The following is a 14,903-nucleotide window of genomic DNA, read 5'->3' as shown; positions in this document are numbered from 1 at the left end:
ATTCTGGGCATTAAGAGAGGCCGCCCTGTGCGTTGAGGCGGCCTCTCCATGATCCGCTCCGACCACTGCCGGGCAGGATGGCCCTCACCTGGTCCCGCTCGTCAGCATGGGCCGGGCGGCGATGTTCGGTCGGCTACCGCTGCTCGCCGGGTCCCAGTCCGGGATCCCCGAGGAACTCGTCGCCCTTCTCCACGGCCTTGTCGATCTACTCCTCGTGACCGAACTTCTCCTTGGCCACATCGGCCGCCCTGTCCAGGCCCTGCTCGATCTTCTCGCCGTGTTCCTCGCCGGGATTCTGCAGGCGGTCCTTGAACTCGCCGAATCCCATGGTGCTCCCTTCCGGGCGGCGGGGAAAGCCCTTTCGGTATGGGGGGCTGCCTGCAGAAGCTAAGCCCGCCCAGGCGGCAGCGCGCGCCCGGTTGGTGCTTCCGGGTGACGCGTCAAGACCGCGTCAAGGCGGCCCCGAGGTCCATTGCCCGCCGCTGCGGCTAGCGGTATCGTGACTTATGACTGGTTGACCAGATTTCAAATCTGGTCAACAGGTCATCGCAAGCGCCTACCCAGGCCAAGGAGACGCACCATGCCGCAGCCCACCGAACGTGCCGACCGCATCCTCGACGCGGCCGGCGAGCTGATGATTCGGCTGGGCTACCGGAAGGTGACTATCGAGGACATCGCCAAGCAGGCCGGCGTCGGCAAGGGCACCGTCTACCTGCACTGGCGCACCAAGGAGCGGCTGTTCGAATCGCTGTTCCTGCGCGAATCGGTGGACCTGATCACCGAGCTCGTCGACGCCGTGCGCCGCGACCCCGACGAGGTCCGGCCGCACCGGTTCATGCAGAACTCGTTCCTGGCCACCCAGCGCAGGCCGCTGATGCGGGCGCTGGTCACCGGCGACGCGGAACTGCTCGGCAACCTCAAGCAGGCCTCGGCTCAGATCCGCGGGCAGGAGTTCACCGCCCGCTACTTCGAGCTGATCACCAAGTACGACCTCGTCCGCGACGACGTGCCGCACCTGATCTTCTCGATGAGCGCCGCCGTCACCGGGTTCTTCATGGTGGACAACATCAACCCGCACCTGGCGGGCCCGGACGACCGCGCCAAGGCGGACGCGCTGGCGCTGACCGTCCGCCGCGCCTTCGAACCCGAGCAAGGACCGGACCGCGCCTCGCTGATCTCGGCGGCGGCCGAGATCAGCGCGCTGTTCGACGAGATCAACGCGAACTACCGGAAGTGGATCTACACCTCCGAGATGGACATGGAGCGCACCTGACCGGCGGCGCTCGCCAACAGGAAGGGGCACCACATGACGACCCTCGCCGACACCTGGGGGATAAACGAATCGCAGTTCTGGTTGCGGGGGGTGCGACCGGATCAGCCGGTGGCGAACGACTCGGCGGCCGGGATCTGGAACGTCTACGGATACCCCGAGGTCCTGGAGGCCCTCAGTGACCCGGCGACCTTCTCCTCGGCCACCCAGCGGCTGGTGCCGGAGGCGTCCGGGTTCCAGGAAGGCAACATCGTGCAGCTGGACCCGCCGGAGCACAACAAGCTCCGCAAGCTGGTGAGCCACGCGTTCACCCCGAAGGTCGTCGCGGGCCTGGAACCCCGGATTGCCGCGCTGACCAACGAACTCCTCGACGCCGTGTCCGACCGGACCGAACTGGTCCGCGACCTGGCCTACCCGCTACCGGTCATCGTGATCGCGGAGCTGCTGGGCGTGCCGAGCAGCGACCGGGGCCTGTTCAAGAAATGGGTCGACGCGATGTTCGAGACCTCCAACCAGGTCTCCCTCAAGGACCGCTCGAAGGAGCAAGAGGAGTACATGGCGAAGGCCCTGGACCAGGTCCAGGAGCTGACCAAGTACCTGGGCGAGCACGTCACGGAACGCCGGCGGGCGCCGCGCGAGGACCTGCTGAGCAAGCTCGTCCTGGCCGAAGTGGACGGCGCGCGGCTCAGAGACGCCGAGGTGGTCAACTTCGGCATGGTGCTGCTGATCGCCGGGCACATCACCACGACCATGCTGCTGGGCAACACGGTGCTGTGCCTGGACGCGCACCCCGAGCAGTTCGCGAAGGTGCGGGCAGACCGGTCGCTGGTGCCCTCGGCGATCGAGGAGTCGCTGCGCTTCTTCAGCCCGTTCGCCGCGGTTTCCCGGGTGACCAACCGGGAGGTCAAGCTCGGTGGGCAGCGGATCCCGGCCGATGAACTGCTGCTGCTGTGGGTCGCGGCGGCCAACCGGGACCCCCGCCAGTTCACCGCCCCGGACGTCTTCGACATCGGCCGGGACCCGAACCCGCACATCGCGTTCGGGCGGGGCATTCACTTCTGCCTGGGCGCGCCGCTGGCCCGGCTGGAGGGGCGGGTCGCGCTGAACATCCTGCTGGACCGGTTCCCGAACCTGCGGACCGACCCGGCGAAGGGCCCGGAGTTCATCCCCAGCCCCCACATGACCGGAGTCCGAAAGCTGCCCCTGCTGGTCAAGTCCGAGTAAGTCCAAATTCCTGCGGGCATGAGGCGAGGGGTCCAAGCGGCTGCCAGGTCGGCCACCCAAGCTCAGCCACTCCGAGTTGAGGAATCTCACCATCCGGTGTTCGTCACGGTGGGCTGGTGCGATCACCCGGGCATCCGAGCGAAGGACGCCGTGAGTGTTTTTGGGTGCTATGGCACAATGCCGCTTAGCCTATTTTGATCATGCTGCTGTGTGGGTGAGTTGGATGCTGGGCGGGCTGTCGTGGCGGGTTCCGGTGTCGGTGGGTTTTTTGACTCGGTAGGCGTTGTGGCGGCCGCGTTTGATCACGCGGGGGTAGCTGCGGTGGCGGCGGCGGGGATTGAGGTTGCGGGCGGCGGTGATGTCGGAGGTGATAGCGGCCAGAGATCGTTTCTGGTGTTCAGGGGGAAAAAGCCGCCGGATCGGCGATCCGGCGGCGGACGATGCGGACGGTGCGGGTGAATTTGACCCGGTCGGGGTCGATGTCGGCTTCGGTGGCCGCCCGGCAGATCAGCGCGCTGATCGCGTAGTGGGTGAGCAGGTAGCCGTAGAGCTCCTGGCGGACCATGTCGGGGCTTTTCGACCGCAGCACTCTTCCCGGTCCGCGCAGGACGGTTTTGATCTGTCCGTTGGCGGTTTCGTGTTCCCAGCGGTGGTGGTAGCTCTCGGCCAACGCCGCCGCCGGCGCTGCGGTGGGGTCGGTGATAGTGGTGATCAGCCGGATCAGTTCGCCCTTGCCGTTGCCGTCGCGGTCGGGCACCGTGTATTCCACGACCCGCACAATCCTGGCCTGATCAGGAGGGAGATCCTCGCCGCGGGCGGCGGCGTCGATGAGCGCTTGCCGTGCCCTGCCCCGGATTTTCGCCTCGATCAGCACCGAGCGGTAGGAGCCGTCATACAGCGATCCCAGCACCGGCAGCCTCGTGTTGGACTTGACGCGCCACAATAGCTCCGCACCCGTGTCAGCCGCGGTGCACCAGTCCTGCCAGGTGTAGAAGTTGCGGTCGGCGATCAGCAACCAGCCAGGCTGCAGGCGCCGGTACAACCGTCTCGCCAGGGTCTGTTCCCCGCTGCCCTTGCCGGTGACCCCACCGATTTCAGCGTCCACCATCGCATGCGAGCCGCACTCGCTGACCGACACCACACGGACCTTCGGAAACGCCGACCGGCTCTCCCCCGAGCCGCCGTATCCGAACTCCGCGCCGTTGGCCTTGGTGTCCGGTGCATCCCACTCGAACCCGTCGATGGCCATCAACCGCCACGGCCCGAGAAACGCACCCCGGGTCAGCTCCCCGGCCACCGGGACCGCGACCCGGGCGAACAACTCCGCAAGCGGCTCGGCCCCCAACCGCTGACGAGCCTGGGTGATCCCACCCGAAGTAGGCAGACTCCACTGCTGATCCCAGCAGCCCCACGCCGCCAGCGTATCGGTCAGCCGGGCCGCGACTTCCTCATAATCCTCCGTGGCGAACAACGCCATCGCCATCACGAAATACACCATGACGTGCGGCGGAAGCTTCCCATCCGAGCGCTTGGCCTGCCGCCCCGCCGCGACGATCACTTCATCGACCACATCCCGAGGAACCGACGAGGCCAGCACCCCCAGCGAAACCAGATCCGTCAACCGGGCCCCAGCCACCACGCCATCATCCACCACACCCGAGATCATCCCCGCCACCAACAACAAGATCAACTCAAGCTAAGCGGCATTGTGCTATGGCAACCAAAAACACTCACGGGCGTTCTTCGGGGTCAGCGAGATCAGCCGGTGCTGGACTGCGGGCATGATCCCCCAGCCGCCGAGCCCCCAGAGGACAAGCGCCACGGCGGTGGCAAGCGCGGAACCGCCCGCGACCGGCAGGAACGCCAGCCCGGCGGCGAGCATCAGGAGCCGGAAGGACATTGGCTTCTCTTCAGGGTCATGGGGTGGGCTGGGCAGCACGAACCGCGCGATGGGCCCGCGGGTCGATCGCGTGCGGAAATTCGGAGTTGAGCACCCGGAGTCGCCCGACGAACCGCTTCCCGCGGCCGCACCAGGGCATGGCGCGGCCGACACCGGAAGACGGCGGTGCCGGATGTCCGGTTGGCGGATAACCCTGCAACTGCGGACGGCCAAGAAGGCCAAACCCGTTGTCGGTGTCAGCTAGAACAACGGCCTCAAACGGGCCGCGCCCGGGATTTCGACAACGCCCCACCGCGTGGTATCGAACGTGTCATGGATCACAACGAAGAGCAGGGCGACGCAGCCACACGACCGTGAAAGAACTTGTTCCATCGGCGCGGTTTGGGGGATTCTGCGCCGCATGAGCAATGCCACCGATACCTTCGCCGCCTGCCTGCGCGACCTCGACGTCGCGGGGTCAGTCGTCGAGTTCGACACCGACGTGCCGACCGCAGCGGCGGCAGCCGAACGGCTCGGCTGCGAGCTCGGCGCGATCGCGAACAGCCTGATCTTCACCGCCGACGACGAGCCGCTGCTGATCGTCGCCAGCGGCGCGCACCGCGTGGACACCAAGCACGTCGGGCAGTTGCTCGGGGTGCGCAAGATCCGGCGGGCCACCCCGGAATTCGTGCTGGAGGCGACCGGGCAGCCGGTGGGTGGTGTCGGTCCGGTCGGGCACCCGCGGCCGATCCGGACCGTGGTGGACCGGATGCTGGCCGACCACCCGGAGGTCTGGGCGGGCGCGGGCTCCAAGCACGCGATGTTCCCGACGACGTTCGGCGAGCTGGTGCGGATCACCGGCGGCTTGCCCGCCGAAGTGGAGAAACCTGAGCCGCACCCCGACCGCACCAGCTCGTGAGTGACGATTCCGGCTCTTACCGGAAGACTCACTCACGACCCCACGACGCGCAACGAGGCCCCGCCGGGCGGGGCCGCGTTCTTGCTTGCCCCGCAAGCGGATCAGACGCTCGGTTCGAAGCGGCCGTCGATCGCCGTCCAGCCGCCCTCGACCAGCTGGAGGCTGCCCGTCACGTACGAGGCGGCGTCCGAGGCGAGGTACACCACGGCGCCGGCGATCTCGTCGGCGTTCGCCCAGCGCTTCAACGCGGTCTTGTCCGCGTACGCGCCGTACCAGCCCTGATCGGACTTGATCTGCTCGGTCAGCGGGGTCTCGAACGGTCCTGGCGCGATCGCGTTGACCCGCACGCCCTTCGGACCCAGTTCCGCGGCGAGCGCGCGGGAGAGCTGCACGACGCCGGCCTTGGTCGCGGCGTAGATGCCCTGCCCCGGTTCGACGAGCACGGCGCGGAAGCTGGCGAAGGTGACGATGCTGCCCCGGCCGCGTTCGGCCATCCGGGCGCCGAAGTCCCGCACCAGCCGGTAGGTGCCCTTCAGGTTGACGTCCACGACCCGGTCGAACTCCTCGTCGACGGTGTCGACCAGCCGCTTGCGGACGTTGATGCCCGGCGTGACGACCAGGACCTCGGCGTCCGCCTCGGCCTCCGCGAGCCGCTGGATCTGCTCGCCTTCCCGGACGTCCAGCTCACGCCAGCTCGCCTCGTGCCCGAACTCCCCGATCGCTTTGGCGGTCTCCTCGGCCCCGGCCACGTCGACGTCCGCGACGACCACCTTCGCGCCGAATTCGGCCAGCCCCACCGCGCTGGACCGGCCAAGGCCGCTGCCCCCGCCGACGACGACCGCCTTTCGCCCGTCGAGCCGGAACAGGTTGGCGAGCCGATTCGTCATGATCCGTCCTCCCAGGTGACGATCAGTCCACTGCGGACCCGGCTACCGGTCTGACCACCGGGTCATTCACCAGGCGGCAGTACGACGGCAAGGGTGAAGCCGTCGTGGCCCTTCGAGCCGACCGTCTGGATCGTGGTGGCCGACGCCCGCGGCTCGGCGGCGAGCATCTCGTGGAACCGCCGCGCACCCTGCACGGCCGGATCGCTGCTGTGCTCGTCGACCACCGCACCCTGGCGGACCACGTTGTCCACGATCACCAGCCCGCCCGGCCTGGTGAGCACCAGCGCCCAGCGGAAGTACTCCGGGATGTTCGGCTTGTCCGCGTCGATGAAGACCAGGTCGAACGACTCCTCGACCAGCTCCGGCAGCGTGTCCAGGGCAGGGCCGACCCGCACGTCGGTGATGCCGTCCAGGCCTGCGCGGGCCAGGTTGGCGCGCGCGACCTCGGCGTGCTTCGGCTCCGCCTCCAGGGTGACCAGCCGACCGTCCGAGGGCAGCGCCCGGCCGAGCCAGATCGTGCTGTAGCCGGCGAGTGTGCCGATCTCCAGGATCCTGCGCGCCTGCACCGACCGGGCGAGCAGGTTCAGCAACTTCCCCTGCAGGGCCGACACGTTGATGTGCGGCAGCCCGGCCTCGTCGCTCGCCTGCAGGGCGGCGGTCAGCACCGGGTCCTCCGGCGTGAGCAGCGCGCCCAGGTAGTCGTCCACCGCAGCCCACTGCTGCTGTTCAGCCATGCCGGCCTCCTCGTCGACGCCCGTCGCACCTGGGCAAGCCTGCGGCGGTCAGTCCGCCGGGTTTTACCTGAACCTTGCTCCTGCGCAGCCCAACCCGCCAGGTGTTCGGACCTCAAGTCACATCCGCCGTGCGCGTTTTTCGGTGCTATCGAGGCTGTTTGGGACGTGATCGTCCAGGGTGCGGTAAGGCGGGCTTTTGTAGTTGAAGCGGCGCCAGCTACTCAGCTCACGCGCGCAGCCGGCACCGCCGCGGGTTCTCGGGCTGTGCCCACCCGTCGGGGTTCTTGGCGAGCACAGTCCCCGGCGTGGTGAATTGCCATTCATGAGTCGGGGATCCCGGAGTCCAGGCGGCAGCTGAGGTTCCGCCGCCCGCACCGCCGCCCGCACCGCCACCCGCACCGCCACCCGCACCGCCACCCGCACCGCCACCCGCACCGCCACCCGCACCGCCACCCGCACCGCCACGCAAAACGTGCCTCGAAGCAGCCCCTACCGCAACCAAAAGCGCTCACGGGCTCCCTAAAGCTGCACTTCCCCGGAAGGTGCTGCGGTACGCACTCGGGGACACGCCGAGTGCCGTCTGCAGGTGCTGGCGCAGCGAAGCCGCAGTGCCGAATCCCGCGTCCGCCGCGATCCGGTCGACCGGCAGATCGGTCTCCTCCAGCAGGTGCCGGGCTCGCTCGATGCGCTGCTGGGTCAGCCATTGCAGCGGTGAGATGCCGACCTCGTCGCGGAATCTGCGGGTGAACGTGCGGACGCTCATCGACTCCCGCGCCGCCAGTTCGCGCAGCGCCAGCGGCCGGTCCAGGTGCTCCAGCGCCCATGCCCGGGCCTGCGCGGTCGACGAGAGCTGGGGTTCGGGGATCGGGCACCGGATGTACTGGGCCTGGCCGCCGTCGCGGTGTGGCGGCACCACCGTCAGCCGCGCCACCTCGTTGGCGACCGCCGCGCCGTGGTCGCACCGGATCATGTGCAGGCACAGGTCGATGCCGGACGCCTCCCCGGCCGAGGTCAGCACGTCGCCGTCGTCGGTGTAGAGGACGTCGGGGTCCAGCCGGACCGCCGGGTAGAGCCGCCGGAACCGGTCGCAGGAGTTCCAGTGCGTCGTCGCCCGGCGGCCGTCGAGCAGCCCGGCCGCGGCCAGCACGTAGACCCCGGTGCAGATCGAGGCGATTCGGGTGCCCGGCCGGATCCGCGCGAGCGCCTCGGCGAGGTCCGGGCCGAGCAGGCCTTCGGTCTCGGTCTCGTCGGGCTCGTGCGACGCCGGGACGATCACGGTGTCGGCCTCGCCTAACGCTTCGGGACCGCGCTCGACGCTGATCGGGAAGTCCGCGTTGGTGCGCACCAAGCCGGGAACGAGCGTGCACGTCACGACGTCGTACAGCGGCGTTCCGGCAGGTGAGCGGGCATTCCCGAACAGCTGGTGCACCAGGCCCAGTTCCATCGGCATCACGCCGTGGCGGACCAGCACCGCGACTCGACTGGACATGGCCCGATTCTTGCACATATTGGCTATCAGGCCACTCGTTCGGCCGCGCCCGGCGACGCAGGGTCTGGGCATGACGACCGAAACAGTTCCCCGGGCGCGCATCCACCGCGCGTGGTGGGTCGCCGCCGTCACCGCGCTGGCGGTCATCAGCGCGGGTGCCTGCGCCACCACGGCAGGCCTCCTGGTCACCCCGCTGCACGACGAGTTCGGCTGGTCGCGCGCCACCATCGGGATCGCGGTGTCGGTGAACATGGCGCTGTACGGGCTGGCCTCGCCGTTCTCCGCGGCGCTGATGGACCGCTTCGGCATCCGGCGGGTGGCGGTGGGCGCGCTGCTGCTGATCGCCTCGGGCGCCGGGCTGACCACGATCGTTTCCGATTCCTGGCAACTGGTCCCGGGTTGGGGCGTGCTCGTCGGGATCGGTTGCGGCGCGTTGGCGATGGCGTTCGCCGCGACCGTGACGCACCGCTGGTTCGCGGCTCGACGCGGCCTGGTGACCGGTTCGCTGACCGCGGCGAGCGTCTTCGGGCAGTTCGCGTTGCTGCCGGTGATGTCCTGGGTCGTCGAACACTTCGCGTGGCGCACGGCGATCGTCGTCCTCGCGCTGATTGCTTTGGCCACGGCGCCGCTGGTGTGGTGGGTACTGCGCGACCACCCCGCCGATCTCGGCTTGCGCCCCTACGGCGCAACGGGTTTCGAAACCAAGCCGGAACCCGTGCCCGGCGCGGCCCGCCGCGCGGTGCGGCTGCTGTTCGACGCGGCGCGGACCGGCCCGTTCTGGCTGCTGGCGGGCACTTTCGCGATCTGTGGGGCATCCACCAACGGGATCATGTGGACCCACTTCGCTTCCGCCGCGCACGATCACGGCATGCCGACCACGGTGGCGGCCTCGCTGCTCGCGGTCATCGGGGTGGTGAACGTGGCCGGCACGATCGGGTCCGGCTGGCTCACCGACCGCTGCAGCCCGCAACTGCTCCTGGCGGGCTACTACGGGCTGCGGGGCGCCTCGCTGCTCACCCTGCCAGCACTGATGGGGCCGACGGTGCACATGGGAATGATCGTCTTCACGATACTGTTCGGCCTGCTCGACGTCGCCACCGTGCCGCCGACGATCGCCCTGTGCCGCGAGGTCTTCGGCCCCGGCGGCGCGATCGTCTTCGGCTGGGTGAGCGCGGCGCACCAGGTGGGCGCCGGGCTGATCGCCTACTTCGGCGCGGTGACGCGGGACCTGCTGGGCTCCTACGACGCGGTCTGGATCGGAGCCGCCGCGCTGTGCGGGGCTGCCGCCGCGATGGCGATGACGATCGGACGCGCGCGTCCAGCAGCTACCAGCTGAATCCGCCGACCTGCCGCATGGCAGCCCAGCGGGACGCAGACGATCAGGCGCTCGTCTGGTCGAGGTCCGGCGTGAGCCGGGCGGTCGCCGCGGCCACCCCGTCGGCGATCTGGTCGCCGTCGGCGGTGCCGGAGTCCTCGGTCGCGGTGGCCCACGCCCTGATGACCTGCCGGGAGAACCGCTGCACCTCGGCCGAGTTCTCCCGTCCGGGGATGTCCTCGCCCCGGAGGTACACGTCCAGCCCGAGCAGGCCGACGTCCCAGGCGGGCCCGACGAACAAAGCGCCCGCGCCGCTGCTGATCGGATCCAGCGGAACCGAATGCATGACCTCGACCCCGGTCCCGCCGCCAGACCCGTCACCCTCAGAAAGCCGCAGCTCAACAACGCTGTTGTCCTCGTCGAACCTCGTCTTCAGCAAGCGCGGCGCCGTGCAGCGCAGGATCCGGCCGCCCGCGGTGCCGCCGAACCAGTGCCGACCGGGTCCCGACAGCTCGCCGCTGATCGGCAGGAGCCAACGTCGCAACGTGTCCGGTTCGGTCAACGCGCGCCAGACCTCTTTGATCGGAGCAGCGTAGTTCCGGCGCAGCAGGACGCTCACCTGCCCACCGCCGTCGATCGAGTGCTGGCTGACCACCCGCTGCACGGCGGCTACCTGCTTGGCGATGTCGATCATCTGGTTCCCCTCAGTCCCGACTACGGGCCATCATCGGCCCTCGACCCGCCGCGCGCTCGCCGCCGCTGTGACCAGCTGATCCGCACCGCCACCGCACAGCGGGCGGCCAACTAGCCGATCCGGGTCAGCTGCCACTCCTGGTCCGGCCACGGGGACGACGGGGGCGATGGACGGCTGACCTTGGCCGAGTTCACCGAACGCGTGGACGCCGCCTACCAGTCCGTCACGCGCGGAAAACTCGACGCGCAGGTGACCGACCTGCCGGCCACGGCAGCCGACCGCCCCGTCGAGCCCACCGACGGGACCAAACGCCGGTGGAAGCTGGCGATCATGGGCGGTTCCGACTACCAGGGGCGCTGCCGAGTGCCCCGGAAGTCGGGGTACTTCGCGCTCATGGGCGGCAACGACATCCGCCACCCCGAGCGCGAAAAGCGCCTCTGGTAGCACTGAACGGAGACGGCTGGCCCCCGGCGAGAGGGAGTTTCCAGCTGGCTCGACCAAACGAACGCCCGAAGGGATTCGGGCCGGCCTTCTGGTCCCGGCCTCGTGAATGTCCGCTACAGCCCGCAAGATCCGCGGTCGAGCTGGAAGAAATGGGCGTTGGCCCAGCGGCAGAGCCAGATGCCGACCATGACACCCGCGATCGTGACCAGAGCGGGCAGGTATCCGCTAGCGACCTGGATGAGCGGGATCGCCGGGCAGCCACCCGAGATCGCCCAGCCGGTGCCGAAGAGGACTGCGCCGGGGATCACTCCGCCGTGGATGCGCCCCGGCCTGCGGCGAACGCCCACCAGCGCGAAGGCCACCACGATGATCGCGACCGCGCCGGCGAAGGCGTACAGCATCCGCAGGTCTTGGAAGGTGAACATGCGGTTCAGCTCGGCGTAGTCGCCGAACCCGATGTTGGTGACGATGAAACCGAGGGCCAGCCCGGTGATGATGTTGGCGACGAGAACCGCGCCTCGGGTACGCATCAGATCACCTTCCACAGCAGGAACGACACGAGGACGGCGGTGCCGAAGAAGACGGCAGTCGCGACAATGCTGACCGGCTGCAACCGTCCGCATCCGCTGAGTCCGTGACCGGAGCTGCAGCCCCCGGCGAGGCGGGTGCCGAAGCCGACGAGCACGCCCCCAACGAACAGCACACCGATCATGGTGTTCGGGTTGTCGGTCACGAGTCGGCTGAAAGCACTGCCCATGTCGAACCGGAGCTCGAACCGACCGGAGGTGACCGCCGCCACCCATCCGCCGACGACGATCGACAACAGCAGCGCGGCCTGGGTGACCAGCGGTACCTGGCGGCGGGTCGTGAACGTGGAATTCCGTGACTCGGCCGCCTCGGAGACCTGCTCAGGCTGCGCAGCGCCGCGCGCCGCGTTCGGCAACGTCGGTGCTCCACCGCGGGTCCCGAACTCGTCGGCGGTCGCCGCGGCCAGCGCGTCAGCGAGCGCTCCGTCGTCCGCGAACTGGGCTTCCTGCCGTTCGATCCGGCGTTCGGCGCGCCAGTGCAGGACGCGATCCCACGCCGAGGACACCCCGAAGGACCGATCGGTGATGAGGGTGTAGTTGATGGTGACGAGGGCGAGCCCGATAGCGCCCGCCCACCAGGGCCAGTAGTTGCTCATGCGGGACCTCTCATCCACTCGGCGAGCCGAGTCCACCAGCGGCGTTTCGAGCCGCGGGGTTCAGTTGATCGTTCTGGCGGGCTCGCCGGGGGCTGCTGCGGGGCGTGCGGGGGTCGCGAAAGCTCCCGAGGCCACGCAGGTTCCCGAGGCCGCGCCGGTTCCCGAGGCCGCGCAGGTTTCGGTTCTGGGGCCGGCTCGAACCAGGCCACGGTTCCCTGCGACCCGGAAATGAGCGGTGCGGGCGGCGTTGGTTCGGCCGCCGCGGACCGCTCGGCAGCGCGTCGAATGTGCCCCACGTCAGCCCCGTTCGGGAGCAGTGAGATCGGCACGAGCTGCCCCCTGGATGCCAACCTGTATCTGGCGCATTCCCGCCAACGTTGCTCGCTGTCGCAGTAGGAATCACGCCAGCCTCGTAAGCTTGCATTGAGCAGGGGGAAAAGGGGGCAGGCTTTGGCATGGGAGCAACCCATATCACTCCGATCTGACCGGCGCATACCGCCCAGTCGGGGTGGACGGCATGGCGCGATCTTGTCGTTTTAACAGTTGCAGAACCCGACCGGCGATCGCAGAGCGTCGCAGACGCGCAACACACCGTGACGCAAACCCCTCTCCGATTGTTAATCCTGCGGATCGTCCAGCTCGTTACTCCTACTCCTCCCTCCAGGAAAATGCGAATTTCAATCGGAAAAGCACGCTGACCAGCAGCTTTCCCGACCGTTTTACGATTAAATAACAAAACTCCGCCGGATATAGTTACCACACCGTGATAAGTTGCGTATTCATATCGTTACCAAATGCTGTGAAATAGGTCCTATTTCACATCGCGTGGTCATGTCATCACCTCGCGCCAGCACGCCGGGAGGCGAAACCTGGCGAAGTCATTACCGCACGCTAGCTCGCACGGAACGCGCACCTCCTCTTTACTCTGGGCGACGGAAGGTACACCAACGATCAACGGCGCAACCTCGCCGACAGACTTTTCGTGCTCGCCGAAGCGCTACGGGCCGACCTGGACAAGCCACTGATCATCGATGCGAACTGAGCACAACGGCGAAATCAAGTGATCACCGCGACACATGGCTCGCCACCAGATCGTTGAAAACTTCGATCAGCTTACGCCAGTTCAACGTCTTGCGCGGCCTGCCATTCAACTGTGCCGCTACTTTATCAAGCTCCTCCTGGGCGTGCAAGGACAGGTCCGTGCCTTTCGGGAAGTACTGGCGGAGCAGTCCGTTCGTGTTCTCGTTGCTGCCGCGTTGCCACGGCGAGTGGGGGTCACAGAAATAGATCGGTATCCCGGTCCGGATTGTGAACTCCGCGTGGCGAGCCATTTCTTTCCCTTGGTCCCAGGTCACGCTCTTCCGCATAAATTCCGGCAGCGTCTCCATTTTCTTGGCCAACAGGTAGGCGACCCGTTCCGCGTTGCGGTCGTAGGGAATCCGCACCAGCATCACGAACCTCGTGGTACGCTCGACGAGCGTGGCGATCTGAGACTGGTTACCTTTGCCGATAATGAGGTCCCCCTCCCAGAATCCAGGCACCGCGCGGTCGTCCGCCTCTTTCGGGCGTTCGCTGATGTTCACCATGCCCAGGATCTTCCCCCTGGTCGAGGTTGCGCGGGAGCGGTTGACCCGGCGGGCCCGGCCCTGACGCAGGGCTATCTTGAGCTGCGTGCGCAGCTCGCCACGGGCTTGGAGTTACAGGCACTCGTAAATCGTTTCATGGGACACGTGCATTTCCGTATCGTCGGGATGATCCTCGCGTAGACGTTCGCTGATCTGCTTCGGCGACCATTTTTCCTGTAAGCCGTCGTTCACGGCATCGTGCAACCGTGTGGACGACTCCAGCTTCCGTTCCTTCGGGCGACGCAAATTGTCCTCGGCCCGACGTTGCGCGTCCACAGCGCGGTATTCTTTCGCGCCACCGTTGCGGTCGATTTCCCGAGCGATCGTCGAATGATGCCGCCCCAGCACTTTTGCGATGAACCGAGCCGAACGATCACTGCATAACTCCCGAGATATGATCTCTCGCTCCTCAAACCGCAATGGTTCGTGCCGGCTCATCCACCATTCCCATCGATCGACGCTACCAAGATTTTATCCAGCGTCGCTACGACCGTTTGACCCCGCCAACTGATCACGAAACGGCGCTGCCCGCCTTGGACCGAACAACGCCGTTCAGGGTTGCTGGTTACAACTACGACGGATCAGCCGCCGGGGAGACTGCTGCCAGGCTCCAGCGACGGTCGGCACCTGCTGTAAGTCGGATCCTGCGGCGCACACGCCACCGAGACCGCGCCAAGCCATCCCCTGCAACCGAAGACAGGCCAGACACAACGGAATTCCGCTATGCCGCTCGACGTTGCTGCGGTCATCGGGAAGTAGATTGCGCACGGAAGGGCAGTTCCCTTACCTCAGCGTTGACTTGACCACGCTAAGCGCTTGTAGCCTGCCATTGCCAGATCGACAGAAAAGTGCGAATACCGTTTTGGAAGGGATGGGCATGCTCAAGAAGCTTGCAATCTTCGGCGCGTTTGCTGTTACCTCCATGACTGCTGTCACGCCGCTCGCGTCAGCTGCCACCTCGTACTACGCTGGGGTTTATCCCAGCACCAGCGCGGCTGTTAAGGCGTGCAATGACGGTATTTCCCAAGGGCGTTGGGACGGTTGCAGCTACAAGATCCGTGCCAACCGTGGCGGAGTCGAGCTGTGGGTCTACATCCGCTGAGGCGAGGGTGACATCCACGGTATGTTTTTCTAACAGTTTGGCCGTTACCTTGAGCATTAACCTTCGAGTGGCGTTAGCCTGCCCTCGTTGATTATGGGTGCAGATCTTGGCTGATCGCCTTCTTGTGACAGAAGGTGG

At 67.3% G+C, this 14,903-nt stretch carries 17 protein-coding genes; 6 read left to right on the top strand and 11 right to left on the bottom strand.

The features are described from left to right. Positions 1-205 precede the first annotated feature (205 nt). Positions 206-328, bottom strand: a complete 123-nt coding sequence (locus FDZ84_RS13050; RefSeq protein ID WP_168586114.1) for an antitoxin — start codon at positions 326-328, stop codon at positions 206-208. Positions 329-580: 252 nt separating this feature from the next. Between FDZ84_RS13050 and FDZ84_RS13045 the strand changes: the two genes are divergently transcribed. Together FDZ84_RS13045 and FDZ84_RS13040 are read left to right on the top strand one after the other, a co-directional pair. Continuing rightward, positions 581-1,273, top strand: coding sequence for a TetR/AcrR family transcriptional regulator (locus FDZ84_RS13045; protein WP_168586113.1), 693 nt, complete (start codon positions 581-583; stop codon positions 1,271-1,273). Between the two features lie 33 nt (positions 1,274-1,306). Further along, positions 1,307-2,494 (top strand): cytochrome P450, encoded by a 1,188-nt coding sequence (locus FDZ84_RS13040; protein ID WP_168586112.1) that lies wholly within the window; start codon positions 1,307-1,309, stop codon positions 2,492-2,494. A gap of 397 nt (positions 2,495-2,891) precedes the next feature. On the opposite strand, the gene FDZ84_RS13035 is transcribed toward FDZ84_RS13040, so the two are convergent. Both FDZ84_RS13035 and FDZ84_RS13030 read right to left on the bottom strand, forming a co-directional pair. Next, positions 2,892-4,160: an IS4 family transposase gene (locus FDZ84_RS13035; RefSeq protein WP_168585803.1), complete on the bottom strand. Its 1,269-nt coding sequence runs from the start codon at positions 4,158-4,160 to the stop codon at positions 2,892-2,894. A 45-nt stretch (positions 4,161-4,205) separates the two neighbouring features. After that, positions 4,206-4,394 (bottom strand): hypothetical protein, encoded by a 189-nt coding sequence (locus FDZ84_RS13030; RefSeq protein ID WP_168586111.1) that lies wholly within the window; start codon positions 4,392-4,394, stop codon positions 4,206-4,208. Between the two features lie 400 nt (positions 4,395-4,794). On the opposite strand from FDZ84_RS13030, the gene FDZ84_RS13025 reads away from it, so the two are divergent. Then, entirely contained in the window at positions 4,795-5,292 is a 498-nt protein-coding gene (locus FDZ84_RS13025) for a YbaK/EbsC family protein (protein WP_168586110.1), read from the top strand. 101 nt (positions 5,293-5,393) lie between these two features. Here the strand turns inward: FDZ84_RS13025 and FDZ84_RS13020 are convergent, their stop codons facing one another. The 3 genes from FDZ84_RS13020 to FDZ84_RS13010 all read right to left on the bottom strand — a co-directional run bounded on the left by FDZ84_RS13020 (position 5,394) and on the right by FDZ84_RS13010 (position 8,402). Beyond that, the gene (locus FDZ84_RS13020) at positions 5,394-6,179 is read right to left on the bottom strand and encodes an SDR family NAD(P)-dependent oxidoreductase (RefSeq protein WP_168586109.1); all 786 of its coding nucleotides are present in this window, start codon (positions 6,177-6,179) and stop codon (positions 5,394-5,396) included. Positions 6,180-6,241: 62 nt separating this feature from the next. Continuing rightward, complete coding sequence (locus FDZ84_RS13015; protein ID WP_168586108.1) at positions 6,242-6,913, bottom strand: O-methyltransferase; 672 nt, start codon at positions 6,911-6,913, stop codon at positions 6,242-6,244. A gap of 508 nt (positions 6,914-7,421) precedes the next feature. Continuing rightward, on the bottom strand, positions 7,422-8,402 hold the full coding sequence (locus tag FDZ84_RS13010) for a GlxA family transcriptional regulator (RefSeq protein WP_246868981.1): 981 nt from the start codon (positions 8,400-8,402) through the stop codon (positions 7,422-7,424). Positions 8,403-8,472: 70 nt separating this feature from the next. Between FDZ84_RS13010 and FDZ84_RS13005 the strand changes: the two genes are divergently transcribed. Beyond that, the gene (locus FDZ84_RS13005) at positions 8,473-9,738 is read left to right on the top strand and encodes an MFS transporter (protein ID WP_168586106.1); all 1,266 of its coding nucleotides are present in this window, start codon (positions 8,473-8,475) and stop codon (positions 9,736-9,738) included. Positions 9,739-9,781: 43 nt separating this feature from the next. On the opposite strand, the gene FDZ84_RS13000 is transcribed toward FDZ84_RS13005, so the two are convergent. After that, positions 9,782-10,411: an SRPBCC domain-containing protein gene (locus FDZ84_RS13000; RefSeq protein ID WP_168586105.1), complete on the bottom strand. Its 630-nt coding sequence runs from the start codon at positions 10,409-10,411 to the stop codon at positions 9,782-9,784. A 117-nt stretch (positions 10,412-10,528) separates the two neighbouring features. Between FDZ84_RS13000 and FDZ84_RS12995 the strand changes: the two genes are divergently transcribed. Beyond that, positions 10,529-10,855, top strand: coding sequence for a DUF1707 domain-containing protein (locus FDZ84_RS12995; RefSeq protein WP_168590024.1), 327 nt, complete (start codon positions 10,529-10,531; stop codon positions 10,853-10,855). Positions 10,856-10,968: 113 nt separating this feature from the next. Here the strand turns inward: FDZ84_RS12995 and FDZ84_RS12990 are convergent, their stop codons facing one another. The 4 genes from FDZ84_RS12990 to FDZ84_RS40640 all read right to left on the bottom strand — a co-directional run bounded on the left by FDZ84_RS12990 (position 10,969) and on the right by FDZ84_RS40640 (position 14,101). Continuing rightward, entirely contained in the window at positions 10,969-11,385 is a 417-nt protein-coding gene (locus tag FDZ84_RS12990; RefSeq protein WP_168586104.1) for a YeeE/YedE thiosulfate transporter family protein, read from the bottom strand. Further along, entirely contained in the window at positions 11,385-12,038 is a 654-nt protein-coding gene (locus tag FDZ84_RS12985) for a YeeE/YedE family protein (protein ID WP_168586103.1), read from the bottom strand. The genes FDZ84_RS12990 and FDZ84_RS12985 overlap by 1 nt, the downstream gene beginning before the upstream one ends. A gap of 1,064 nt (positions 12,039-13,102) precedes the next feature. Beyond that, positions 13,103-13,699 (bottom strand): IS30 family transposase, encoded by a 597-nt coding sequence (locus FDZ84_RS40645; protein WP_371812891.1) that lies wholly within the window; start codon positions 13,697-13,699, stop codon positions 13,103-13,105. A gap of 36 nt (positions 13,700-13,735) precedes the next feature. Continuing rightward, complete coding sequence (locus tag FDZ84_RS40640; protein WP_371812854.1) at positions 13,736-14,101, bottom strand: transposase; 366 nt, start codon at positions 14,099-14,101, stop codon at positions 13,736-13,738. Between the two features lie 439 nt (positions 14,102-14,540). On the opposite strand from FDZ84_RS40640, the gene FDZ84_RS12975 reads away from it, so the two are divergent. Next, positions 14,541-14,765, top strand: coding sequence for a hypothetical protein (locus FDZ84_RS12975; RefSeq protein WP_168586102.1), 225 nt, complete (start codon positions 14,541-14,543; stop codon positions 14,763-14,765). Positions 14,766-14,903: the final 138 nt, after the last annotated feature.

The organism is Saccharopolyspora sp. ASAGF58, from assembly GCF_012277335.1.
Taxonomy (GTDB): domain Bacteria; phylum Actinomycetota; class Actinomycetes; order Mycobacteriales; family Pseudonocardiaceae; genus Saccharopolyspora; species Saccharopolyspora hattusasensis.
This window is presented reverse-complemented; position numbering and strand designations above follow the sequence as displayed.